The following is a 23,606-nucleotide window of genomic DNA, read 5'->3' on the forward strand; positions in this document are numbered from 1 at the left end:
CCGCTCACCACTCGACACAGGAGTCCCGATGACCAAAGGGTCCGGCACCAGCGGCAAGCTCGCCGGCAAGACGGTCCTGATCTCCGGCGCCTCGATCGCGGGCCCGGCCCTCGCCCTCTGGCTGCACCGCTACGGATTCACGCCGACCGTCGTCGAGCGCGCACCGGAGCTCCGCCCCGGCGGCTACAAGGTCGACCTGCGCGGCGTCTCCATCGACGTCTGCGAGCGGATGGGCATCCTCGACGACGTACGCCGCGCCTCCACCGATATGCAGGGCGGCTCGTACGTCGACAACGTCGGCGCCACCATCGCCGAGATGCCGGCCGACTTCTTCGGCGGCCGGGTGGACGGCGACGACGAGGTCATGCGCGGCGACCTCGCGCAGATCCTCCACGAGCGCACCCGCGACGACATCGAGTACATCTTCGGCGACTCCATCGCCACGCTCACCGAGGACGCGGACGGCGTCGACGTCACCTTCGAGCAGGGCGAGCCGCGCCGCTTCGATCTGGTGGTGGGCGCGGACGGGCTGCACTCACACACCCGCCGGCTGGTCTTCGGCGACGAAAAGCAGTTCAAGCGGCACCTGGGCGCGTACATCTCCATCTTCACCGCACCCAACGACCTGGACCTGGACCGCTGGGAGACGTACCACGCGCTGCCCAACAAGCTGGTGTGCGCCTACAGTTCGGGCGGGGAGACCACCGCCAAGAACATGTTCGTCTTCGGCGCGCCGGAACTCTCCTACGACTACCGGGACATGGCACAGCAGAAGAAGATCCTCGCCGACGTCTTCACGGGCGACGGCTGGGAAATCCCGAAGATGCTGGACAACGCCGCGGCCGCCGACGACTTCTACTTCGACTCCATGAGTCTGATCGAGATGGACAGTTGGTCGAAGGGGCGCATCGTGCTGCTGGGGGACGCGGCCCACTGCGCCTCCCCGGCCTCGGGCCAGGGCACCGGCCTCGCCCTGATCGGTGCGTACATCCTGGCGGGCGAACTGGCCGCGGCGAACGGTGACCACTCGGTGGCATACGAGCGCTACGAGAGCCTGATGCGGCCCGGCGTCGAGGTGAACCAGAAGTTCGCGGAGGGCTTCGCCAAGGAGATAACGGTCTCCTCAAAGCGCAAGATCCAGCTGCGGATGGCGCTGGTGCGGATGCTGCCGTACATGCCCTGGAAGAACCTGATCGCGAAGAAGATCACCGAGGATGTACAGAAGGCGGCCTTCGCCGTCCCGGTCAAGGACCACAAGGAGTACAGCGTGTTCGAGGGCTGACGCCGACCACTACTCGTCGGGCGGGAGCAGCCGCTCGACCAGGGCCGTGATGAGATCGCCCGCCTGCTCCTCGGGGAACACGTCGGGCAGCGTGAGGCGCTCCACCACCAGCCAGTTCGCCGCGAGATAGATCATCCTGACCGCGTCGGCGTCTCCGGGCAGACCGGAGGCCAGATGGTTGGCGACATTCGCCTCGACGTCCTCGCTGACGCGTGCGGTGAGCACGGCGCGCAGCTCGGGGCGGCGGGTGGCTTCCAGCCGCAGTTCGAGGAGAGCGAGGTAGCCCGTGCTGTACGCCGAGACGCGCTCCACCACTTCGCGCACCAGCTCCGCGGTCCGCGCGCGGGTGGCCGGGCCGGTGAACATGGCCTCCATCGTGGCGTCGTCCGGGCGCAGGCACTCATAGATCCGCCCCCCGGCCTGGGTGAGCAGGTCGTCGCGGTTGGCGAAGTAGTTGGACGCGGTGCCCTTGGGGACGTCCGCCTCGGCGTCGACGGCCCGGAAGGTGAGGCCGCGGGCGCCCTCGCGGGCGAGCACTTCGATGGCCGCGTCCACCAGCGCCGCGCGCCGGGCCAGGTTCTGCCTCATCTGCGTCCTCTCGATCACCCCGACCGATACCACTCCGAGTGTAGTACTTTGCCCTTATGGACAACGATCGGCAGGAAACCTTCCGCGAGCTCCTGCACGCACAGCGGGTCTGGGACACCACGCTGCCCGCGTTCGACCCGGCTTCCGCGCCCCACGCCCCGCTGCCGCTCTTCCACCGTTGGTTCGCCGAGGCCGTGGCCGCGGGCCAGAACGAGCCGCACACCATGACCCTGGCCACCGTGGACGAGCAGGGGCGTCCCGACGTACGCACGCTGATGCTGCACGGCGCCGACGAGCGCGGCTGGCACTTCGCCTCGCACGCCACCAGCGCGAAGGGCCGGCAGCTCGCCGCGCACCCGGAGGCCGCGCTGGGCTTCTACTGGGCGGCGCAGGGCCGCCAGATCCGGATCCGGGGCCGCGTGACGGCGGGCGCCTCCGCGGAGGGCCAGGCCGATCTGCACGCCCGCTCGACGGGTGCGCTGGCCGCCGCGCTCACCGGGCGGCAGAGCGAAGTCCTCGGCTCGCAGGACGAGTTGGCGGCGGCGTCACAGGCGGCGTGGGAGCGGGCCGGGGCGGAGCCGGACGCGCCCGTGCCGACCTGGACGCTGTATGTGCTCCAGCCGTACGAGGTGGAGTTCTTCCAGGGCGACGAACGGCGGCGGCACGTACGGCTGCGCTACCGCCGCGAGGAGAGCGGCTGGGCGAGGGAGCTGCTCTGGCCGTGATCACCGTCTCCTTGCCGGACGGAAGACGGGCACCGCCACCTCACCGTCCTCCCGGCGAAAGGTGACCTCCAGCTCCATGCCGATGCTCAGCCCGCCCTCCGGGCACTCCACGATCTCGGCCATCATCCGCGGGCCTTCGGCGAGATCGACGACCGCGGCGGTGTACGGGACGCGGCCACCGAAGGGCGGCAGGTCATTGCGGTGCACAACAGACCAGGTGTAGAGCGTGGCGCGGCCGCTCGCGCCCTCCCACCCGACGTCCTCGCTCCAGCAGTGCGGGCAGAACTCGCGCGGATAGTGGTGCGCCTTCGCGCAGGCGCGGCAGTGACGGATCAGCAGCCGGCCATCGGCTGCGGCGTCCCAGAAGGGGCGGGTGAAGTCGTCGACTTCAGGCGTCGCGGTCATCAGAAAAGTCCGATCGCACTGTCCACGGACCAGGTCTGCCATGCCATGGCGAAGAGGGCGACGAACGATATGAGCGCCATCATGCCGTTCTGGCCCTGTTCCGCCCAGTCATGGATCATCAGGACCAGATAGATCAGATTGAGAAGGAGCCCGCCGAGGAGGGCGACCGGGGTCAGAAAGCCGACGATCAGACCGAGACCCAGGGCGAGTTCGGCGTAAACGACGACGTACGCCATGACCTTGGGGCGGGGCTGGACCACCTTGTTGAAGCCGTTCTTCACCAACGGCCACCGGTGCTTGCCCGCGACGTCCGCCGCCCAGGCGATGCCGGTGCCGCGCTCGAACCAGTCCTTCTTGTCCTTGTGGCGCCAGCTCTCCAGCCACCACAGGCCGAGACCGATGCGGAGGACGGCGAGCCATTCGGCCCCGGTGAGCCAGATGGTCTCCATCCGGGCCCCCTCTCTCTTGGCGTCTTCATTTCTGATCTCTTCGCTTCTTCATTTCTGACGACACGTCAGTTCAGCGGATGCGACGGCGTGTGCGCAAGAGGTGTGCGGGCGTGATCAATTCGCAACCGATTCCCGTCTTGACTGAGACCCATCATGTAATCGCGCGATTACGCTCACGGTTCATGGCCGCCGAAAAGGACATTGACCTCACGAACGACCGGCCCGTCTACGTCATCGGCGGCGGCCCGGGCGGTCTCGCGGCTGCCGCCGCGCTGCGGGCGCAGGGCGTACGGGCCGTGGTGCTCGAGAAGTCGGAATCCGTCGGCGCCTCCTGGCGCCGCCACTACGACCGGCTGCATCTGCACACGACCCGGCGGCTGTCGGCACTGCCCGGCCTGGCGATGCCGCGGTCGTTCGGGCGCTGGGTCTCCCGTGACGACGTGATCCGCTACCTGGAGAAGTACGCGGAGTTCCACGAGCTGGAGATCGTGACAGGGGTCGAGGTCTCCCGGATCGAGCCCTCCGGTCCCGACTGGGTGCTGCACGCGACAGGCGGCCGGGGGCTGACCGGGCGGGCGGTCGTGGTGGCCACCGGCTACAACCACACCCCCCGGCTGCCCGACTGGCCGGGCCGCGATGCGTACACCGGCGAACTGCTGCACGCGGGCGAGTACCGCAACGCCGCCCCGTACGCGGGCAAGGACGTACTGGTCGTCGGCGTCGGCAACACCGGCGCCGAGATAGCCGTCGACCTGGTGGAGGGCGGCGCCGCCCGGGTCCGCCTCGCCGTGCGGACGACCCCGCACATAGTCCGCCGCTCGACGGCGGGCTGGCCGGCCCAGCGGACCGGCATCCTGGTCCGTCGGCTGCCGGTCCGCCTGGTGGACCGGGCGGGCGAGATCATGTGCAAGGTCTCCGTCCCCGACCTCACGGAACAGGGGCTTCCGCGCCCGGACACGGGCCTGTACTCCCGCGTGAAGCAGGGCGCGATCCCGATCCAGGACGTGGGCCTGATCGACGCGGTACGGGCCGGCAAGGTCGAGCCGGTCGCCGCGCTGGAGTCCTTCGAGGACAGCAAGGCGGTCCTGGCGGACGGCACCCGGATCTCCCCGGACACGGTGATCGCGGCAACGGGCTACCGCCGGGCGCTGGAGGGTCTGGTCGGCCATCTCGGCGTCCTGGACGAGCGGGGCAAACCGGTGACACACGGCGGCCGCGCGGCGGCGCAGGCGCCGGGGCTGTACTTCACGGGGTTCACGAACCCGATCAGCGGGATGTTCCGCGAGATGGCGCTCGACGCGCGCAAGATCGCCAAGTCGCTGGCGAGGTAGCGGGGCACCAGGAATCCACGGCCCCGACTCCTGGCGACACCGGCCGGCCGGCCGAGAGTTCGCCCACCGCACCCGCAAGGAGCTCGTCGCAGTTCGGCTCGCCGCTCGACAGGAATACGGGAGTCCGGCTGGCCGAAACACTCCCCCACGGCGAAGGCCGTGGGATAGCGGGATCACTCACTTGGGTACGGGTGGGACAGCGGCCCATCGTGAGCGGCCGACGCCATCCCTGAGAACTGCGCGCGCGGTCCTGCGAACCTGCAATCCCCTGTCGTCACCAGGCTTTGCCCGCAGGACTGTTCCTGACGAGTCGTCAGGTCTGTAATCTGACTATGCGTCAGTTACCTAGGCCAACGAGCAGGAGCGGGGCTCAGCGATGCTTGGATCTACTCACGGCACCCTCACCTCCGACCTCCGTGCCCGAGTGGTGGCCTGTGGGGAGCACCCCCGCAATGCCGTCCACGACACAGCTTCGGCCACCGCGGCCGACGGCGATCTGGACGTCAGCGGGCGGCCGCTGTACGCACCCGTGCCCGATCTGGACCGGTTCTTCCGGCCCTCCTCCGTCGCCGTCGTCGGGGCGTCCGACAGCGAGGGGCGGCCCAATGCCGGGATCACCCGGCAGCTGATCGGCTGGGCCGAGCGCGTCGGGGCGCGGCTCCATCCGGTGCATCCCACCCGGGAGACCGTCTTCGGGCTGAGCTGTGTCCCTTCTGTCAGCGACCTGCCCGAGCAGGTCGATCTCGCCGTGCTTCTGGTCGCCGACCCGCTGCCGGTGATCGGGGAACTCGCGGAGGCCAAGGTGAAGTTCGCGGTGGCCTTCGCCTCCGGGTATGCCGAGACCGGCGAGGAGGGCGCGGCCGCGCAGAGGCGGCTGGCGGCCGCCGTCGAGCGGTCGGGGCTGCGGCTGCTCGGGCCGAACACCAATCTCAACGCCTTCGAGAAGTTCCGCGACGACCTCGACGGACCTGCGATCGCGCTGATCACCCAGTCCGGGCACCAGGGTCGGCCCGTCTTCAGCATGCAGGAGCTGGGCGTACGGCTCTCCCACTGGGCGCCGACCGGCAACGAGGCCGACCTGGAGACCGCCGACTTCATCTCGTACTTCGCCGAGCGCCCCGAGGTCGGGGCCATCGCCTGTTACGTGGAGGGGCTCAAGGACGGGCGGTCCTTCCTGCTCGCCGCCGACCGGGCCGCGCGGCGCGGGGTGCCGGTCATCGCGGTCAAGGTCGGGCGTACCGAGGCCGGCGCGCGGATGGCCGCCTCGCACACCGGCAAGCTGACGGGCGCGGACCAGGTGGTGGACGCGGCGATGCGGCAGTTCGGCGTGGTCCGGGTGGACGGGCTCGACGAACTCCAGGACACCTCAGCCCTGTTGGCGCGGGCACGCAGGCCCCTGGCCGAAGGGGTCGTCGTCTATTCGATCTCGGGCGGCACCGGCGCGCACTTCTCGGACCTCGCGACAGCGGCCGGGCTGAAGCTGCCGCAGCTCTGCGAGGCCAAGCAGGCCGAGCTGCACGAGTGGATACCGGAGTATCTGAGTGTGGCCAACCCCGTCGACAACGGCGGGCACCCCGTGGGCGACTGGCGCGGACGCAAGATCATCGACGCGATCCTGGCCGACCCCGATGTCGGTGTGCTGATCTGCCCGATCACCGGCCCCTTCCCGCCGATGAGCGACAAACTGGCGCAGGACCTGGTGGACGCGGCGGAGGCCACGGACAAGCTGGTCTGCGTGGTGTGGGGATCCCCCGTGGGCACGGAGGCGGCGTACCGCGAGACGCTGCTGGGATCCTCGCGGGTCGCCACCTTCCGTACGTTCGCCAACTGCATCACCGCCGTGCGCGCCTATCTGGACCACCACCGCTTCAGGGCCGGCTACCGCTCGCCCTTCGACGAGGCGCCGCGCACCCCTTCGCCCTCCTTCCGCAAGGCGCAGGCACTGATGCGCCCGGGCAAGCAGCTGAGCGAGCACGCGGCGAAGCAGCTCCTTCGGGCGTACGGGATCAGGGTGCCGCGCGAGCAGCTGGTGACCAGCGCGGCGGCGGCGGTGCGGGCGGCGGGCCTGGTCGGCTACCCGGTCGTCATGAAGGCGTCCGGCACACAGCTCGCCCACAAGAGCGAACTCGGCCTGGTCAAGGTGGGGCTGACCTCGGCCAGCCAGATCCGCGACGCCTACCGCGAGCTGACGGACATCGCCCGCTACGAGGACGTCGGCCTGGACGGGATCCTGGTCTGCCAGATGGTCGAGCGAGGCGTCGAGATGGTCGTGGGGGTCACCCAGGACGGCCTCTTCGGCCCGACGGTAACCGTGGGCCTCGGCGGGGTGCTGGTGGAGGTCCTGCACGACGCGGCCGTACGCATACCTCCCTTCGGCGAGGACCAGGCTCGCGCGATGCTCGGCGAACTGCGCGGCCGCGCACTGCTGGACGGCGTACGGGGCGGCCCGCCGGTGGATGTGGACGCGCTGGTGGAGGTCGTGCTGCGGGTCCAGCGGATGGCGCTGGAGCTGGGCGACGAACTGTCGGAGCTGGACATCAACCCCTTGATGGTGCTGCCGCGCGGGCAGGGCGCGGTGGCGCTGGACGCGCTGGCCGTCTGCCGGTGACCTCGGCCGTACGAATCGGAGCTGCTCCCCCATGACTTCCTCCCCCGAAGAATCCACTGAGTCATTGATACTGCACAGCACTGACAACGCGGTCTCGTGGATCACCCTCAACCGCCCCGAGGCCATGAACGCGGTCACCTGGGACCAGCGGGAACGGATCATCGCGCTGCTGGAGGCCACCTCCGCCGACCCCGAGGTCCGGGCCGTCGTCATCACCGCCACCGGCAAGGGGTTCTGCGCGGGCGCGGATCTCCGCGGGACTCCGCCGACCGCTCGGGAGCGGATCCCCGGGGACGTGGCGCGGACGATCCGGCTCGGCGCACAGCGCCTGATCGGGGCGGTACTCGACTGCGAGAAGCCCGTGATCGCCGCCGTCAACGGCACCGCCGCCGGCATCGGCGCGCATCTCGCCTTCGCCTGCGATCTCGTACTGGCCGCGGAACCGGCCAGGTTCATCGAGGTGTTCGTACGGCGGGGGCTCGTCCCGGACGGCGGCGGTGCGTATCTGCTGCCCCGGCTGATCGGGCCGCAGCGTGCGAAGGAGCTGATGTTCTTCGGCGACGCGCTCCCGGCCGCGGAGGCCGAGCGGATCGGACTCGTCAACCGGGTCGTACCGGCGGAGGAGTTGGAGAAGACCGCTCGCGAGTGGGCGGAGCGGCTGGCGGCGGGGCCGACGAGGGCGCTCGCGCTGACCAAGCAGCTGGTGAACGTCTCACTCGACGCCGACCGGGCGTCGGCCTTCGCCGCCGAGGCCGCCGCACAGGAGATCAACATGATGACGCGCGACGCGAACGAGGGCGTGGCGAGCTTCGTGGAGCGCCGCACGCCTCAGTACCGCGGGCTCTAAGGGCTCAACAGCTCACCAATCGCCTGAGCTGTCAGCTGTGAGCTCTGAGCGCGGGCCGCGCGGACACTCTTCCAATCTGACGAACCGTCAGGTTCAATGGGGGTGTGATGGGACACGCAGGGATGGCGGCCACCGCCGTCCGATACCTCAGGTCCGTGGGGGCTCCCACGGCCACGGACCCGGCCACCGCCCCGGTCGGCGAGGCTTTCGACGCCTTGCCGCGCCCGGACCTGCGGGCCGTCGGCGACGACGAGCGGCTGCCCGTCGACGCGGCCGAATTCCGCCGGGTACTGGGGCACTTCGCGACCGGCGTCACCGTCATCACGGCGTACGACGAGGACGGACCGGCCGGTTTCGCCTGCCAGTCCTTCGCCTCCCTGTCGCTCGACCCGCCGCTGGTCGCCTTCATGGTCGCCCGTACATCGACGACCTGGCCACGCATCGCCCGCGCCGGGGCCTTCTGCGTCAACGTCCTTGGCGCGGACCAGGGCGAGCTGTGCCGGGGCTTCGCGGTGAGCGGCGCGGACAAGTTCGCCGGGGTCACGCACACCGGAGCGCCGGTGACCGGGTCGCCGCTCCTGGAGGGCGCACCGGCCTGGATCGACTGCACTATCCAGACCGTGCACACCGGCGGGGACCATCTGATCGTCGTGGGCCGGGTGGCGGCGCTGGGCGCGACGGACGGGAACGCGGACGACGAGGGCGCGCCGCTGCTTTTCCACCGGGGAAGGTTCGGGCGCTTCAGCGCGTGACCGTGTCGGCCGCGGTCGTCGGCTTCGCCGGCGACACAGATGACACGGGTGACACCGGTGACACGGGTGACAGCTTCGGCAGCGGCTTGCGCCGGATCACCAGCGCCATCAGCGCCGCCGCCGCGCACAGCGCCCCCGACGCGTACCAGACCACGTCGTACGAGCCGAAGGTGTCCCGCGCCAGGCCGCCCCCGAAGGCCACGATCGCCGCGCCCACCTGGTGCGAGGCCAGCACCCAGCCGAAGACGATCGCGCTGTCGTCGCCGTAGTGCTCGCGGCACAAGGCGATCGTCGGCGGGACCGTCGCCACCCAGTCCAGGCCGTAGAAGACGATGAAGAAGATCATCGGCGGGTGGACGGACGGCGCCAGCAGCATCGGCAGGAAGAGCAGACTGATGCCGCGCAGCGCGTAGTAGACGGCCAGCAGCCGCCGCGCCTCGAAGCGGTCGGTGAACCAGCCCGAGGCGATCGTGCCGGCGACATCGAAGACGCCGATCACCGCGAGCAGCGAAGCGGCCGCCGTGATCGGCATGCCGTGATCGTGGGCGGCGGGCACGAAGTGGGTCTTGACCAGGCCGTTCGTCGAGGCGCCGCAGATCGCGAAGGTGCCTGCCAGCAGCCAGAACGGGCCGGTGCGGGCCGCCCGGAACAGGACGGTGACCGCGCGGCGGGCCGCGCCGGGGACCGGGTCGGGCTTCGGCGTGAAGCCCTCGGCGCCGTACGCCGCGATGCCCACGTCCGCCGGGTGGTCCCGCAGCAGCAGCCAGACGAACGGGACGACGGCGAGAGCCGAGAGCGCGACCGTGATCGAGGCCGGGCGCCAGCCGTGGTTCTCGACCAGCCAGGAGAGGAGGGGCAGGAAGACGAGCTGGCCGGAGGCACCGGCCGCGGTGAGGATGCCGGTGACCAGTCCGCGCCGCTGCACGAACCACCGGTTGGTGACCGTCGCGGCGAACGCCAGCGCCATCGAACCGCTGCCCAGGCCGACCAGAATGCCCCAGTACATCACCAGTTGCCATGACGTCGTCATGAAGACGGTCAGTCCGGATCCGACCGCGATGACCGTCAGCGCGACCGCGACCACCCGGCGGATGCCGAAGCGGTCCATCAGCGCCGCGGCGAACGGCGCGGTGAGCCCGTACAGCGCCAGATTCACCGAGACCGCGAAGCCGATCGTGCCGCGCGACCAGTGGAACTCCTCGTGCAGCGGCTCGATCAGCAGGCCCGGCAGCGAGGCGAAGGCGGCGGCACCGATGATCGTCACAAAGGTGACGACAGCGACGAACCACGCGCGATGGATACGGGGAGGACGACGAAGGGGCTGCGGGCCGCCGTGCGGCGCGGTTGTCTGGGTCACGTCACCCAGCATCCGGGGATCGATCACCGCCAACGAGTGGCCCGAAGGACAGCGTTCGTTAGGATCGGGCCATGGCCGACGCGAAGAGACGCGACAGGACGAGCTCCACCACTACGAGGCGCGAGACGACGAGCTCCGCAACCAGGAAGCACCGCATCGCCGTCCTCGCCATGCCCCAGGTGATCCCCTTCGAGCTGGGGATCCCCCACCGCATCTTCGACCGCGCCTTCTCCCCCGGCGGCGACCATCTCTACGAGGTCGTCACCTGCGCGCCGACACCAGGCTTTGTGCAGGCCGAGGCGGACTTCTCGCTGTACATCGAGCACGGCCCGGAGGCACTGGCCGAAGCCGACACGGTGATCGTGCCCGCCGCGTACGAGCCCGATGTGCTCTACCAGGAGGGCCGCCTCCCCGAGGAGCTCGCCGAGGCGTTCCGTCATGTCCGCCCCGGCACCCGTATGGCGTCCATCTGCACCGGCAGCTTCGTCCTCGCCGCCGCCGGCTATCTGGACGGCCGGCCCGCCACCACCCACTGGCACTGGGCGGACCTCTTCCAGCGCCTCTTCCCCTCCGTCAAGGTCGACCCCGACGTGCTGTACATCGACGACGGCGACGTCCTCACCTCGGCGGGCGTCGCGGCCGGCATCGACCTGTGCGTACACATGGTGCGGCGCGACCACGGGGCGGCCGTGGCCAACGACGTCGCCCGGCGCAGCGTCGTACCGCCGCACCGGGACGGCGGGCAGGCCCAGTACATCCAACGCCCGCTCCCCGAACCGCAGTTGGCGACCACAACCGCCGCACGCGGCTGGGCGCTCGGCCGCCTCCACGAGCCGATCCAGCTGCGCGACATGGCGGAACAGGAGTCCATGAGCGTACGAACGTTCACGCGCCGCTTCCGCGAGGAGGTCGGCGTCAGCCCCGGCCAGTGGCTGACGCAGCAGCGTGTGGAGCGGGCCCGGCATCTGCTCGAATCGACGGAGCTGTCGGTCGACCAGGTGGCGCGGGACGCGGGCTTCGGTACGGCGCAGTCGATGCGCCAGCACCTACAGGCGGTGCTCGGCGTCCCGCCGACCGTCTACCGCCGCACTTTCCGCGCGGGAGTCCTGAACGACAGCGGCCTCGGTGGCGGATGACATCCGCCGCTCCCCCAGGGCGCTGACCACGGCCAGTACGACCGTCAGCCCCACGCCCGCCAGGATCGCCGCCGACGGCGACGCGACGCTCAGCAGCGCGCCCGACAGCGTCGCGCTCGCCGCGTAACCGACGCCCGCGGCCGCGTACATCACCGAGAAGCCGGCGGCGAGCGTCCGCGCGGGGAGCGCCTGGCGCAGCGCGAGCGTACGGGTCAGCTGTACCCCGGACGTGAGTACCCCGGCCAGCAGCAGGCCCACCGCGACGCCGACGAGCGCCGGTACGAGCGCGACCGCCGCGACCACGGCGGAGACGGCGAAGAGCAGCACCAGGCTCTGTGTACGGACCCGGCCCGGCCAGGTTCGCAGGCCGTAGCCGAACGAGCCGAGGGCCGCGGCCACCGAGTACCCCGCGAGCAGCGGGCCCGCCCAGCCGACCGCGATGTGGCGCTGCTCCAGCAGGGCCGGCAGGACCAGTTCGGCGAGGGCCAGCAGGCCCATAGCGGCCGCGCCCGTGACGAACACCGGCCAGGCGGCGGCCAGTACGCGCAGCGTCGAGCCGCCGTCGGCGGGGGCCTCCTCGGCCTGCCATCCCACAGGCAGCGCCCACAGGCCCGCGGCCCCCGACACGGCGAGCCCGGCGGCGAGCAGCAGCGGCACGGACGGATTCACGCCGAGAGCGAGAGAGGTGGCGAGCGCCGGGGTCGCGGCCCAGATGACGAAGGTGAGCGTCGCCTCGAAGCTCATGGCCTGAGCGGCGGCGCGCTCGGGAACCAGCGAGAGCAGCATGGTACGAAGACCGCCCGGCGACGCGGCGGGCGCGGCACCGGCGGTCAGTGCGAACGCGCCGAGCAGTACGGGGTGTTCATGCGGGAAGACCCCCAGCGCGGCGAAGGCGGCGGCACCGGCGACCAGGCCGGCGGCGATCTGGAAACGGGCGCGTTCCGGGGTGAGGCGGGGCCCGAGCAGCAGCGCGCCGAGGATCTCGCCGAGCACGTAGACGGCGGCGTGCGTGGCGCCCAGCCCGTAACCCCCGGGCCGCTCGCGCACCAGGAAGACCAGTGCGAGCGGCGCCATCGCGATCGGGGAGCGTGCCCCGACGGCGACAAGTGACCAGGTCAGCACGGGCCGAGTGGCCAGTTCGCGGTAGGGCATGGGGCGACCGTAGCGCGGACCGGTGGGGCGGGCTCAACCAGTTTTCCGGGGGTCGGCGCAGGGCGCGTGCTCAGGCTCGTGCTGCCGGTCGCCGCGCTCAGGCTTGTGCCGAAGGTCGTGCTGAGGGTCGTGCTCAGCGCCGGCCCGGGGGCCCGGAGGGCACAGCGTCAGGGTCAGAACGTCAGGACGCCGCGCGCAACCCGCCCGTGGTGTGCGTCGTCCGCCGCCTTCGCGAAGTCCTCGATCGGATAGGTCTCGGTGACCAGTTCGTCCAGCAGCAGCCGGCCCTGCCGGTACAGCTCGGCGTAGAGAGCGATGTCGTGCTGCGGGCGCGAGGATCCGTAACGGCAGCCCAGAATGGACTTGTCCAGGAACATGGCCGCCGGCACGAACGACGCCTCCGCCGTCGCCGCCGGCATACCGAGGAGAATCGCCTGGCCGTGCCGGTCGAGCAGATCGATCGCCTGGCGGATCAGGGCGGTGTGACCGACGCACTCGAAGGCGTGGTCGGCGCCGGTCGGCAGGATCTCCCGTACGCCGACCGCCGATTCGAGGAAATGCGTCGCCCCGAACTGCCGGGCCACCCCCTCCTTCGCCGGATTCGAGTCCACCGCGACGATGACGGACGCGCCCGCGATCCGGGCGCCCTGGATGACGTTGAGCCCGATGCCGCCCGTACCGATGACAACGACGGTGTCGCCGCGGTCGACCTTCGCGCGGTTGAGTACGGCCCCGACTCCCGTCAGTACCCCGCAGCCGATCAGCGCGGCGGAGGTCAGCGGCAGGTCGGAGGGGATCTTCACGGCCTGGACGGCCTTGACGATCGTCCGCTCCGCGAAGGCGGAGTTGGAGGCGAACTGGTAGAGCGGTTCGCCACCGCGCGAGAAGGGTCGGCCGGGCCGCCCGATCGCCTTGCGGCACATGGTGGGCCGGCCGCGGTCGCAGTCCGCGCACGCGCCGCAGTTGGCGAGGGTGGAGAGCGAGACATGGTCGCCGGGCGCGACATGGCCGACGCCCGCGCCGACCGCCTCGACAACGCCCGCGCCCTCGTGCCCGAGGACCACCGGCACGGGAAAGGGGATCGTGCCGTTGATCACCGAGAGATCGCTGTGGCAGAGCCCGGCGGCGGCGACGGCGACCAGGACCTCACCGGGGCCCGGATCCCGTATCTCCAGATCGTCAACCACCTGCGGCTGCTTGCCGTCGAAGACGACGCCTCTCATCGGAGCTCCCTCGGTAGGCCGAGCACCCGCTCGGCGATGATGTTGCGCTGGATCTCGTCCGAGCCGCCGTAGATGGTGTCGGCGCGGGTGAAGAGGAACAGCCGTTGGAGGACGTCGAGTTCGTACGGGTTCTCGGCGCTCCAGTCGTACGGACCTGCCGCCGCGCTCGCACCGCGTACGGCCATGGCGAGCTCGCCGAGCCGCTGGTGCCAGCCGCCCCAGAGCAGCTTGGCGACGCTGGGGGCTCCGGGGTCCTCCTCGGAACTGCCCAGCGTGCGCAGGGCATTCCAGCGCATGGTGCGCAGTTCGGCCCACTGTCGTACGAGACGGTCTCTGAGTACGGGGTCGTCGGCGGCGCCGCTCTCGACTGCCAGCCGGACGACCTGCGCCAACTCCTCTTCGAACCCGATCTGTTGGACCAGGGTCGACACGCCGCGCTCCAGAGCCAGCAGGCCCATGGCGACGCGCCAGCCGTTGCCCTCGCCGCCGACGACATGTCCGGCGGCGGCGAGGGCGCCGTCGAAGAAGACCTCGTTGAACTCCGCGGTGCCGGACATCTGGCGGATCGGCCGTACGTCGACACGGCCCGGCTGGTCCATGGGCAGGAGCAGGAACGACAGGCCGTGGTGGCGCTGTGATCCGGGCTCGGTGCGGGCGAGGACGAAGCACCAGTCGGCTTCGTGCGCCAGGGAGGTCCAGATCTTCTGTCCGCTGATCCGGTAGGTGTCACCGTCCCGTACGGCGGCGGTCCGCACCCCGGCGAGGTCCGAGCCCGCGCCGGGCTCGCTGTACGCCTGGCACCAGAGCTCCTCGCCGCGCGCGACGGCGGGCAGGAAGCGGTCCTGCTGCTCCTGACTGCCGTACGCGATGAGAGTGGGCGCGAGGAGGTTCTCGCCGATGTGCCCGACGCGGCCGGGGGCGCCGGAGCGGGCGTACTCCTCGGCCCAGACGACCTGTTGGGTCAGCGTGGCCTGCCGGTTCCCGTACCCGTCCTCGCCCCAGCCGAGCCCGATCCACCCGGCTCGGCCGAGCTCCCGCTCCCAGGCGCGGCGGGCCGCTACGCGCTCGTGCTCGCTGCCGGGGCCGCCGTGGCGGGCGGCGTCGGCGTGGCTCCCGACGAGGTGGGCGTCGAGCCAGGCCCGTGCCTCGCGGCGGAATTGCTGGTCCGCGGGACCGAACGCGAAGTCCACGTCTCCTCCAAGGAGTTGAAGTTCCCCACCCCGCCCCTTCCCGAACCGGGGGCAAGCCCCCAGGCCCCCGGACGCCCTCCAGGGGGTCCCCCCACGCCCGCAGGGCGTAGGGGGAGTGTCCTCAATCGCCGGACGGGCTGGATTGCCCCGCCCATCCTGGCGGGACAATCCAGCCCCTCCGGCGGGACATCCCGGCCCCCTCCGGCGATTGAGGAGCGGGGCTTGGGGCGGAGCCCCACAGCAGCCCCGTCGGCGGGACATCCCAGCCCCCTCCAGCGGACATCCCAGCCTCGCCGGCGGATATCCCAGCCCCTCCGGCGATTGAGGAGCGGGGCTTGGGGCGGAGCCCCAACAGGAGCCTCGCCGGCGATTGAGGCGCGGGGCCCGGGGGCCGAAGCCCCAACAGCAGCCCCGCCGGCGATTGAGGCGCGGGGTCCGGGGCGGGGCCCCGTAACCCGGGCCCCGCTAGGCGTTCGGGCGCTCACCCGACGTCGCCGCCCGCGCCATCTCCTCCAAGCGCGCCAGCATCGGCATCGGGTCCACCCCCACCGTCCCCGGCAGAAAGTCCGCGATCTTCTCCGGGGTCCACGCCCCCTCCGCATAACCGGCCCGCAGTTCCCTCGGCTGCGCCCACACCGCGATCTTCGGGCCCGCGATCGTGTAGACCTGGCCCGTGATCCGCTCCTCCCGCGCCCGCTCGGAGAGCAGATACACGACCAGCGCCGCCACGTCCTCCGGCTCCCCGATCTCCTTCAGCTCCATCGGGACGTTCGCCGACATCCGCGTACGCGCCACCGGCGCCACCGCGTTCGCCGTCACCCCGTACTTGTTCAGGCCCAGCGCCGCGCTCCGCACCAGCGAGATGATCCCGCCCTTCGCCGCCGAGTAGTTGGCCTGCGCCACGCTCCCCTGGTGGTTGCCGCTGGTGAACCCGATCAGGGTTCCGCCGCCCTGCTTCCGCATCACCGCCGACGCCGCCCGGAACACCGTGAACGTCCCCTTCAGATGCGTCGCGACGACCGGGTCCCACTCCTCCTCGGACATGTTGAAGAGCATCCGTTCGCGCAGAATCCCGGCCACACAGACCACACCGTCGATACGGCCGTACTGCGCCAGCGCCACATCCACGATCCGCTGACCGCCCGCCATCGTCGAGATGTCGTCCGCGACCGCGACCGCCTCTCCGCCCGCCGCCTCGATCTCCTTGACCACGGCCTCGGCGATCTCACTCGTCGGCTCGCCGCCCTCGATCGAGACGCCGTAGTCGTTGACGACGACCCGTGCGCCCTCCGCCGCGGCGGCCAGCGCGACCGCCCGACCGATGCCGCGCCCCGCACCCGTGACGGCGACGACCTTGCCTGCCAAGAAGTTCCCCACGTCCGGCCCCTTCCCGCGATTTCTGACGGACCGTTAGATTCTACGGTCAGTCAGATACTCGAGCACAAGACCCGGGAGGCCCGATGTCACTGCCGGCCGAGTTTCACGACATCGCCAAACGCGTGAACAACTGGGGGCGTTGGGGCACGAGCGACGAGATCGGCACGCTCAACCTGATCACCGACGAGGTCGTCAGGAACGCCGCCGCCGAAGTCCGCGGCGGGCGCCGCGTCGCCCTCGCGCTGCCGCTGCAGCAGGACGGCGTCCAGACAGGCCTCATCCCGGGCCGGGTGAACCCGCTGCACACCATGGTCCAGATCAACCAGGAGCTGTTCGGCCCCGGCACCGTCGCCACCAGCGACGACGCCGTGACCATGGGTCTGCAGGCCGCCACCCACTGGGACGCGCTGACCCATGCATCGCACTCCGGCACGATCTACAACGGCCGCCCCGCCGACACCATCACCGCGCACACCCGCGCACAGTTCAGCGGTATCGACAAGGCACGCCACATCGTCTCGCGCGGCGTACTGCTCGATGTGGCGCGCGCCAAGGGTCTGGACCGACTGCCCGGAGACCACGCCGTCACACCCGAGGACCTCGACGAGGCCGCGGAGTTCGCCGGCCTGACCATAAAATCCGGTGACATCGTTCTCGTACGGACCGGACAGATCCAGGTCTGCCTCGGCGGCGACAAACACGGCTACGGATACCCGTCCCCGGGCCTGTCCGTCCGTACCCCCGAGTGGTTCCACGCCCACGATGTCGCCGCCGTCGCGAACGACACCCTCACCTTCGAGATCTTCCCGCCGGAGATCGAGAACCTCTGGCTGCCCGTACATGCCCTGGACCTTGTCGAGATGGGCATGCTGCAGGGCCAGAACTGGAATCTGGAAAAGTTGTCCACAGCCTGTGCGGAAACCGGGCGGTACGCGTTCCTGCTGTCCGCGATGCCGGAGCCGTTCGTCGGCGGTACGGGGACCCCCGTAGCCCCGGTCGCGATCCTCTGACGGCCGTCACCGGCAGACAAAGGGCGGCAACCCGGACTGCGCGACCCCAGGGCGGCCGTCCCGGACCGCGACCCCGGGCTGCTGTCCCGCGCTGCTGTCCCGGGCTGCTGTCCCGGGCTGCTGTCCCGGGCTGCTGTCCCGGGCTGCTGTCCCGCGCCCTACGGCGCGGTGACATAACCCCGCACTCCCGGCTGCTCGTACGCCCCCGCCGCGACCGCCGGTGCGCCCCTGTCCACCTCGCACCAGATGGACTTGCCGGCGCCCTCCGGCTGCCAGCCCCACCGGTCGGCGAGTCCGTCGACCAGTTCAAGACCGCGGCCGTTGGTGTCGTCGCCCTCGGCATGGCGTGGCCGCGGCGGACGGGCGCTGATGTCGGCGACCTCCACCCGTACGGTCCCGGCCTCGGCCACGCCCGCCCCGAAGAGCATCCGCAGCACGGCCGGACAGCCGGTGTGGACGACGGCGTTGGTGACCAGCTCCGAGATCAGCAGGATCAGCGTGTCGGCCAGCGGCTCGTCGTCCCCTATACCGGACCCGGCGAGCCTGGAACGAGCCCACCTGCGGGCGCGCCCCACCTCCGCGGGATCGGGCCCGACCTCCAACTGAACCAGAAGCACCTGCACCGCTCACACCATCCGAACCGGCGGACACATCGCCTCGCGCCTCGACAAGGTCCTGAACAAGGTCACTGAAAGTGACTCCCTTGCAAGACAGCATGGTTGACGTACAGTCACCGCAACAAGCGCTTCGGGCATATTCCAGCGCGAAAGAGTACCCGTGGTGCATACTGTGCGACGCACGTTGCGGAGAGTCGAACAGAGGCCCGCAGCCCGTACCCGCACAGGGCGAACGGAGCACATTCCCGGTCCCGGAGCCGCCGCAGGGGCAACACCGGCAGAGCCCGGCCTCGGAACCACTCGCATCCCACGGAGAGTACCGGAGCCCGGCCCCGACTCCGGGCCGTGACGAGTCACGTGAAGGACACAACCCGGTATCGACGTTCATTCAACTCTCGGTGACGCTTCAGAGTGCTGAGGCCAAGGCCTCGGCCTGGATCTCCTCCGACTCCGCCGCGGTGAGCCACATCTGCTCGCGCAGCCAGGCCCGCTTGAGATGCAGATGTACGTCCGCCTCCCAGGTGAAGCCCATCCCGCCGAACACCTGGAGGCAGTCGCGGGCGCCCTGGACGGCGGCCTCGTCGGCCAGCAGCTTGGCGCCGGCGATCTCGGTGAACTCCTCGGTGACCGCCGCCGCGTAGACGGCGGCGCGGGCCACTTCCGTGCGTACGAGCATCTGGGCACACAGATGCTTGACTGCCTGGAAGCCTCCGATGGGCTGCCCGAACTGTTCACGTTCCTTGGCGTATTGGACGGCCATCTCGGTGGTGCGAGCGGCGCTGCCGAGCTGTTCGGCGGCGGTGAGAAGGATCGCGTCCGGGCGTGGCGGGACCATGGGACCGTCCGGGATCCGGTGCAGCGGGGTGAGCGGGTCCATGGACCGGAACTGCCGCGCGTGGGGCAGATCCTTCGGATACCGGATCCGCATCCCCGCCCCATCGATGACGACTGCCGCGTCGGCGTCGGTGAAGTGCGGAATCAGGCCGCGCAGTTGGGTGCCGCAGGTGACGACCTGCGTGCCGTCCGCGGCGCCCGGCAGCCGGCCCGCCGCCAGATGGGTCGCGACCAGCGGTCCGTTCAGCAGCGCCCGGCCCGCCTCCTCGAAGAGCAGCACCGCCTCGGGCAGTCCGAGCCCGGCCCCGCCCTCCTCCTCCGGCAGCCGCAGCGCGAAGAACCCGGCCGCGCCGAGCTCCCGCCACAGCTCCCGGTCGACGGTGCCCTCGCGGTCCACGGCCGCCCTGAGCGCGTCGCGGCCGAAACGGCCGGCGAGCAGCTCCCGTACGCCGCTCCGCAGAGCACGCTGGTCGTCCGTCAACCGGAAGTCCATCGGCGCCCCTTCGGAAGGCCGAGTATCCGCTCGGCGACGATGTTCTGCTGGATCTGCGAGGTACCCGCGGCGATCGTGTACGACAGCGAGGAGAGCCGGTCGCCTGTCCACTCCTCGTCCAGGTCCATCGCGTCGGGACCGAGCACCTCGGCGGCCGTGTCGTACAGCTCCTGGCGCGCGTGCGAGTAGCGGAGTTTGAAGACGGAACCGCCGGTGCCGGGTACGCCGCCGGCGTTCTGCGCCTCGCTGACGTTCCACTGGGTGAGCCGCCACAGTGCGCGGAACTCCGCGTTGAGCCGGCCGAGTCTGCGGCGCAGCACCGGATCGTCCCAATGGCCGTTCCGCCGGGCCCTGCGGGCCAGTTCGCCGAGTGTGCGGCGGCAGGCGACGACCTCGCCGACGAAGGCCGTGCCGCGTTCGAAGGAGAGGGTGACCATGGTGACGCGCCAGCCGTCGTTCTCCTCGCCGACCCGGTTCGCCACCGGAACGCGGACCTCGTCGAGGAACATCTCCGCGAACTCCGCGGACCCGGCGAGCGTGCGCAGCGGGCGGACCGTGACCCCCGGCGCGTCCATGGGCATCGCCAGCCAGGAGATCCCGCGGTGTCTCGGCGCCTGCGGGTCCGTCCGTACCAGCAGCTCGCACCAGTCGGCGACCTCTGCGTGCGAGGTCCAGATCTTGGAGCCGGTGACCACGTACGAGTCCCCGTCCCTGACGGCCTTCGTACGCAGCGACGCCAGGTCCGAGCCCGCGTCCGGTTCGCTGAAGCCCTGGCACCAGACCTCGTCGCCGCGCAGCACGGGCGGCAGCCAGCGGGCGCGCTGCTCGGCCGTGCCCTCGGCGGCGACGGTGGGGCCCGCGTGCAGCAGTCCCACGAAGTTCGCGCCCACGTACGGCGCCCCGGCCCGCTCCGTCTCCTCCAGATAGATCAGATGCTGGGTCGGCGTCGCACCCTGGCCGCCCGCGTCCACGGGCCAGTGCAGGCCCGCGTATCCGGCGTCGTACAGCATCCGCTGCCAGGCCGTGTCGTACGACCGCCGGCCCGGCCAGTCCAGCGGATCGGGCTTCGGCGGCAGCTTCGGCAGCGACAGCGCCAGCCAGGAGCGCAGCCGCGCCCGGAAGCCCTCCTCTTCCTCGGTGTACGTGAGGTCCACTACCGGTCCAGGTCCAGGTCGGGCATCCGGATCGCATTGCCGCGCATCAGCTTGTGGACCGTCTCGTCGTCGAGGCCCGAGAGGTGGGCGGGCTCGATCACATGGTCGTCGACGCTGACGATCCGAGGCAGTCCCATGCTGGTGTCCCCTCCGGCGTACGGAATCCGCGGCGAGTCCGTTGGCGTGTCGGATGGCGAATCCGACAGCCGATCTGATGGCCAGTCAGAAAGCAGGCTAGCCCCGCGCCCCTGGACCGACAAGGCGGTGAGCCCTACGCTCTCCGCACGATCTGACTATCCGTCAGCAATGGAGGGGCCGGGCATGAACGAGACCGCACACGCCCTGGGTGAATCGCGCACGCTCTGGGAACTCGTCGAACGCCGCGCCGGGCTCACCCCGGACCGCCCGGTGCTGATCCAGGACGACCACAGCCTCACCTTCGGCGCGCTGCGAGACCGCTCCGAACGGGTCGCCGCGGGGCTGTACGAACTGGGGGTGCGGCCCGGCAGTGTGGTCGCCTGGCAGCTGCCGACCCGGATCGAGACGGCGCTGCTCTCCTTCGCGCTCGCCCGGATCGGGGCCGTACAGTCGCCGGTCATCCCCTTCTACCGGGACCGCGAGGTGGGCTTCGCGCTACGGGAGTCCAGGGCGGAGTTCTTCGCCGTGCCGGGCACCTGGCGCGGCTTCGACCACGCGGGCATGGCGCACCGCCTCGCGCTGGAGCTCCCCGAGCCGCCGCTGGTCTTCGAGGCGTACGACACGCTGCCCGACGCCGATCCCTCCGTACTGCCGCCGCCGCCCGCCGACGGGACATCCGCCCGCTGGATCTACTGGACCTCCGGCACCACCTCGGACCCCAAGGGCGTGCTGCACACCGACCGCTCGCTGATCGCGGGCGGCTCCTGCCTGGCCCACGCGCTGCAGCTGTCGTCCGACGACGTCGGCTCGATGGCGTTCCCCTTCGCGCACATCGCCGGGCCCGACTACACGGTGATGCTGCTGCTGTACGGCTTCCCGGCGGTGATGTTCGAGCAGTTCGCGTTGCCCGCCGCACTCGAGGCCTACCGCAGCCACGGTGTGACGGTTGCGGGCGGCTCCACCGCCTTCTACTCGATGTTCCTCGCCGAGCAGCGCAAACGGCCGGAGCACAAGCTCATCCCCAGCCTGCGGCTGCTGGCCGGCGGCGGAGCGCCGAAGCCGCCGGAGATCTACCACGCCGTCGTACGCGAGATGGGCTGCCAGCTCACGCACGGCTACGGCATGACCGAGGTCCCCATGATCACCATGGGCGCCCCCGACGACACCGTGGAGATGCTCGCCACGACCGAGGGCCGGCCGCCGGAGGGCATGGAGATACGGATCGTGGACGGCGAGGTACGGCTGCGCGGCGAGGCCGTCTGCCAGGGATATCTGGATCCGGCCCAGAGCGCCGCCGCCTTCGACGGCGAGGGCTTCTTCCTCACCGGCGACCTGGGGTACGTCACCGGGTCCGGGCATCTCGTCCTCACCGGCCGGATCAAGGACGTCATCATCCGCAAGGGCGAGAACATCTCGGCGAAGGAGATCGAGGACTTGCTGCACGAGCACCCGGCCGTCGGGGACGTGGCGGTGATCGGACTGCCGGACGCCGAGCGGGGTGAGCGGGTCTGCGCGGTGGTGGAGCAGCCGGAGGGCGCCGAGGAGTTGAGCCTCGGCGCCCTCACGGCGTATTTGCGCGAACAGGGGCTGTCGGTGCACAAGCTGCCGGAGCAGCTGGAGGTGGTGGAGGGGCTGCCGCGGAACGAAACCTTGCGGAAGGTGCTGAAGTACAAGCTCAGGGAGCGGTATTCGTGACGGGTGCGGGGCGGGTCCGGCGAGTCCGTCAGGTCCGGGCTCGGGTCCGGCAGGTCCGGCTCGGGTGCCGGCAGGTCCGGGCTCGGGTCCCGGCCCGGGCCCGGCAGGTCCGGGCTCGGGTCCCGGCCCGGGTCCGGCGGTCCGGGGCAATGCCCCCTACCCGCCCGCGCCCGAACCGGGGGCCACGGCTCCGCGGCTACGGCTCCGGCGTGACGAAGTACGAGGCGAAGCCCGTCAGGATCTCGTCCTCGGTGATCCTGCCGTCGCCGTCCCCGTCCAGCGCCGCCGCAACCTGCGTCGCGACACCCGGGGCCACCCCGAGCACGCGTAGCACCCGCTCGGCGGCGGAAGGGGTCACACCGCCGCCGTCCTCGTCGGCGATGGCGATCACGGCGTGGAGGAAGGGGCGGGCGATCTCGGCGAATCGCTGGGGATTGTCACGCAGTCTCTTCACCGCACCCGTGATGAACTCCTGGCGGGTGACCCGCTGGTCCCCGTCCACGTCGGCGATTCCGGCCATGCCCTGCCAGAACGCCTCCGCACCGCTGTAGAGGGCCTGGCCCTTGTCACAGCGGGCGGTCGTGGAGAACTCGGCGAGCAGCGCGGCTGCCGCCCCGCTGAAGTCCTCACGGTCGATATAGCCATTGCCGTCCTGGTCGAAGGCGGCGAAGCGGGAAGCGATCTTGCGCTCGTACTCTGCGCTGTCCATGCGGGGAGCGTACGACCCCGAGCACTGACGCGTGCAAGTACTCCGCCAATTACGTCAGGACGACATCCAGGAGGACACCCGGTGACGGCGGAGAGTCACGCCATGACTGCGGTCAGGCGGAGAGCGGCTGGGCCTCCTCGTCGACGGCCGAGCCCGCGTCCGCGTACACCTCGAAGAGCCGGCGCACACCGAGGGCGGCCAGGACCCGGTTGACGTGCGAGCCGTCCTCCGCGCCGCGAGCGGGGAGGATCAGCCGCATCCGGCCCTGGCAGGAGCGCAGCAGCCGACGGGCGGCGATCAGCACGCCGACGCCGCTGGAGTCGCAGAAGAGCACCTCGGAGAGGTCGAGCACGAGGTCGCGGCGGCCGACGGCGACCGCGTCATGGACATGCTGACGCACCACGGGCGAGGACACGAGGTCCAGCTCGCCGCAGACGTGCAGCACGGTCCACGCGCCGTGCCGGGTCTCGTCCACCGTGAGCATCATGACCGGACCTCTCCTCCTGCCGATCCGGAGCCGTGCGACCGCCGGCC

General features: G+C 70.9%; 22 protein-coding genes and 1 pseudogene. 9 read left to right on the plus strand and 14 right to left on the minus strand.

Features of this window, described 5'->3' with window-relative positions:
• The first annotated feature begins 28 nt into the window (after positions 1-28).
• Complete coding sequence (locus OG735_RS18575) at positions 29-1,282, plus strand: FAD-dependent monooxygenase (protein WP_327324313.1); 1,254 nt, start codon at positions 29-31, stop codon at positions 1,280-1,282.
• 9 nt (positions 1,283-1,291) lie between these two features.
• Here the strand turns inward: OG735_RS18575 and OG735_RS18580 are convergent, their stop codons facing one another.
• Positions 1,292-1,870: a TetR/AcrR family transcriptional regulator gene (locus tag OG735_RS18580; protein ID WP_327324314.1), complete on the minus strand. Its 579-nt coding sequence runs from the start codon at positions 1,868-1,870 to the stop codon at positions 1,292-1,294.
• Between the two features lie 56 nt (positions 1,871-1,926).
• Between OG735_RS18580 and OG735_RS18585 the strand changes: the two genes are divergently transcribed.
• Entirely contained in the window at positions 1,927-2,595 is a 669-nt protein-coding gene (locus OG735_RS18585) for a pyridoxine/pyridoxamine 5'-phosphate oxidase (RefSeq protein ID WP_327324315.1), read from the plus strand.
• Here the strand turns inward: OG735_RS18585 and OG735_RS18590 are convergent, their stop codons facing one another.
• Both OG735_RS18590 and OG735_RS18595 read right to left on the minus strand, forming a co-directional pair.
• A complete protein-coding gene (locus tag OG735_RS18590; RefSeq protein WP_327324316.1) occupies positions 2,596-3,000 on the minus strand; it encodes a Zn-ribbon domain-containing OB-fold protein in 405 nt (134 codons plus the stop codon).
• Positions 3,000-3,449, minus strand: coding sequence for a DoxX family membrane protein (locus OG735_RS18595; RefSeq protein WP_327324317.1), 450 nt, complete (start codon positions 3,447-3,449; stop codon positions 3,000-3,002). The genes OG735_RS18590 and OG735_RS18595 overlap by 1 nt, the downstream gene beginning before the upstream one ends.
• Positions 3,450-3,631: 182 nt before the next feature.
• Between OG735_RS18595 and OG735_RS18600 the strand changes: the two genes are divergently transcribed.
• The 4 genes from OG735_RS18600 to OG735_RS18615 all read left to right on the plus strand — a co-directional run bounded on the left by OG735_RS18600 (position 3,632) and on the right by OG735_RS18615 (position 8,987).
• Positions 3,632-4,780, plus strand: a complete 1,149-nt coding sequence (locus OG735_RS18600) for a flavin-containing monooxygenase (RefSeq protein WP_327324318.1) — start codon at positions 3,632-3,634, stop codon at positions 4,778-4,780.
• 376 nt (positions 4,781-5,156) lie between these two features.
• Positions 5,157-7,388 carry an acetate--CoA ligase family protein gene (locus OG735_RS18605; RefSeq protein WP_327324319.1) on the plus strand — a complete coding sequence of 744 codons (2,232 nt, stop codon included), beginning with the start codon at positions 5,157-5,159 and terminating at the stop codon, positions 7,386-7,388.
• 31 nt (positions 7,389-7,419) lie between these two features.
• A complete protein-coding gene (locus OG735_RS18610) occupies positions 7,420-8,235 on the plus strand; it encodes an enoyl-CoA hydratase/isomerase family protein (RefSeq protein ID WP_327324320.1) in 816 nt (271 codons plus the stop codon).
• 122 nt (positions 8,236-8,357) lie between these two features.
• Positions 8,358-8,987, plus strand: coding sequence for a flavin reductase family protein (locus OG735_RS18615; RefSeq protein ID WP_327328366.1), 630 nt, complete (start codon positions 8,358-8,360; stop codon positions 8,985-8,987).
• Here the strand turns inward: OG735_RS18615 and OG735_RS18620 are convergent.
• Positions 8,977-10,356: an MFS transporter gene (locus OG735_RS18620; RefSeq protein ID WP_327324321.1), complete on the minus strand. Its 1,380-nt coding sequence runs from the start codon at positions 10,354-10,356 to the stop codon at positions 8,977-8,979. The genes OG735_RS18615 and OG735_RS18620 overlap by 11 nt on opposite strands.
• A gap of 158 nt (positions 10,357-10,514) precedes the next feature.
• Between OG735_RS18620 and OG735_RS18625 the strand changes: the two genes are divergently transcribed.
• On the plus strand, positions 10,515-11,480 hold the full coding sequence (locus OG735_RS18625; RefSeq protein ID WP_442812618.1) for a GlxA family transcriptional regulator: 966 nt from the start codon (positions 10,515-10,517) through the stop codon (positions 11,478-11,480).
• On the opposite strand, the gene OG735_RS18630 is transcribed toward OG735_RS18625, so the two are convergent.
• From OG735_RS18630 to OG735_RS18645, 4 genes are all read right to left on the minus strand, one after another.
• The gene (locus OG735_RS18630; RefSeq protein ID WP_327324323.1) at positions 11,391-12,632 is read right to left on the minus strand and encodes an MFS transporter; all 1,242 of its coding nucleotides are present in this window, start codon (positions 12,630-12,632) and stop codon (positions 11,391-11,393) included. The genes OG735_RS18625 and OG735_RS18630 overlap by 90 nt on opposite strands.
• Positions 12,633-12,805: 173 nt before the next feature.
• Entirely contained in the window at positions 12,806-13,855 is a 1,050-nt protein-coding gene (locus OG735_RS18635) for a Zn-dependent alcohol dehydrogenase (RefSeq protein ID WP_327324324.1), read from the minus strand.
• Positions 13,852-15,045, minus strand: a complete 1,194-nt coding sequence (locus OG735_RS18640; protein WP_327324325.1) for an acyl-CoA dehydrogenase family protein — start codon at positions 15,043-15,045, stop codon at positions 13,852-13,854. The genes OG735_RS18635 and OG735_RS18640 overlap by 4 nt, the downstream gene beginning before the upstream one ends.
• 465 nt (positions 15,046-15,510) lie before the next feature.
• A complete protein-coding gene (locus OG735_RS18645) occupies positions 15,511-16,422 on the minus strand; it encodes an SDR family NAD(P)-dependent oxidoreductase (RefSeq protein ID WP_327324326.1) in 912 nt (303 codons plus the stop codon).
• An 83-nt stretch (positions 16,423-16,505) separates the two neighbouring features.
• Between OG735_RS18645 and OG735_RS18650 the strand changes: the two genes are divergently transcribed.
• Complete coding sequence (locus OG735_RS18650) at positions 16,506-17,432, plus strand: cyclase family protein (protein ID WP_327324327.1); 927 nt, start codon at positions 16,506-16,508, stop codon at positions 17,430-17,432.
• A 158-nt stretch (positions 17,433-17,590) separates the two neighbouring features.
• On the opposite strand, the gene OG735_RS18655 is transcribed toward OG735_RS18650, so the two are convergent.
• The 4 genes and pseudogenes from OG735_RS18655 to OG735_RS18670 form a co-directional block, all read right to left on the minus strand.
• Positions 17,591-18,055, minus strand: a complete 465-nt coding sequence (locus OG735_RS18655) for an ATP-binding protein (protein ID WP_327324328.1) — start codon at positions 18,053-18,055, stop codon at positions 17,591-17,593.
• Between the two features lie 400 nt (positions 18,056-18,455).
• Positions 18,456-19,376, minus strand: a complete 921-nt coding sequence (locus OG735_RS18660) for an acyl-CoA dehydrogenase family protein (RefSeq protein WP_327324329.1) — start codon at positions 19,374-19,376, stop codon at positions 18,456-18,458.
• The gene (locus tag OG735_RS18665) at positions 19,361-20,530 is read right to left on the minus strand and encodes an acyl-CoA dehydrogenase (protein WP_327324330.1); all 1,170 of its coding nucleotides are present in this window, start codon (positions 20,528-20,530) and stop codon (positions 19,361-19,363) included. The genes OG735_RS18660 and OG735_RS18665 overlap by 16 nt, the downstream gene beginning before the upstream one ends.
• A pseudogene (locus OG735_RS18670) lies at positions 20,530-20,658 on the minus strand (amidohydrolase family protein); the annotation flags it as partial. The gene OG735_RS18665 and the pseudogene OG735_RS18670, both read right to left, overlap by 1 nt.
• Before the next feature lie 193 nt (positions 20,659-20,851).
• On the opposite strand from OG735_RS18670, the gene OG735_RS18675 reads away from it, so the two are divergent.
• Complete coding sequence (locus OG735_RS18675; protein ID WP_327324331.1) at positions 20,852-22,363, plus strand: class I adenylate-forming enzyme family protein; 1,512 nt, start codon at positions 20,852-20,854, stop codon at positions 22,361-22,363.
• A 196-nt stretch (positions 22,364-22,559) separates the two neighbouring features.
• On the opposite strand, the gene OG735_RS18680 is transcribed toward OG735_RS18675, so the two are convergent.
• Together OG735_RS18680 and OG735_RS18685 are read right to left on the minus strand one after the other, a co-directional pair.
• Entirely contained in the window at positions 22,560-23,072 is a 513-nt protein-coding gene (locus tag OG735_RS18680; protein WP_327324332.1) for an EF-hand domain-containing protein, read from the minus strand.
• Positions 23,073-23,184: 112 nt separating this feature from the next.
• Positions 23,185-23,559, minus strand: coding sequence for an STAS domain-containing protein (locus OG735_RS18685; protein WP_327324333.1), 375 nt, complete (start codon positions 23,557-23,559; stop codon positions 23,185-23,187).
• Positions 23,560-23,606: the final 47 nt, after the last annotated feature.

The organism is Streptomyces sp. NBC_01210, assembly GCF_036010325.1.
Lineage (GTDB): Bacteria > Actinomycetota > Actinomycetes > Streptomycetales > Streptomycetaceae > Streptomyces.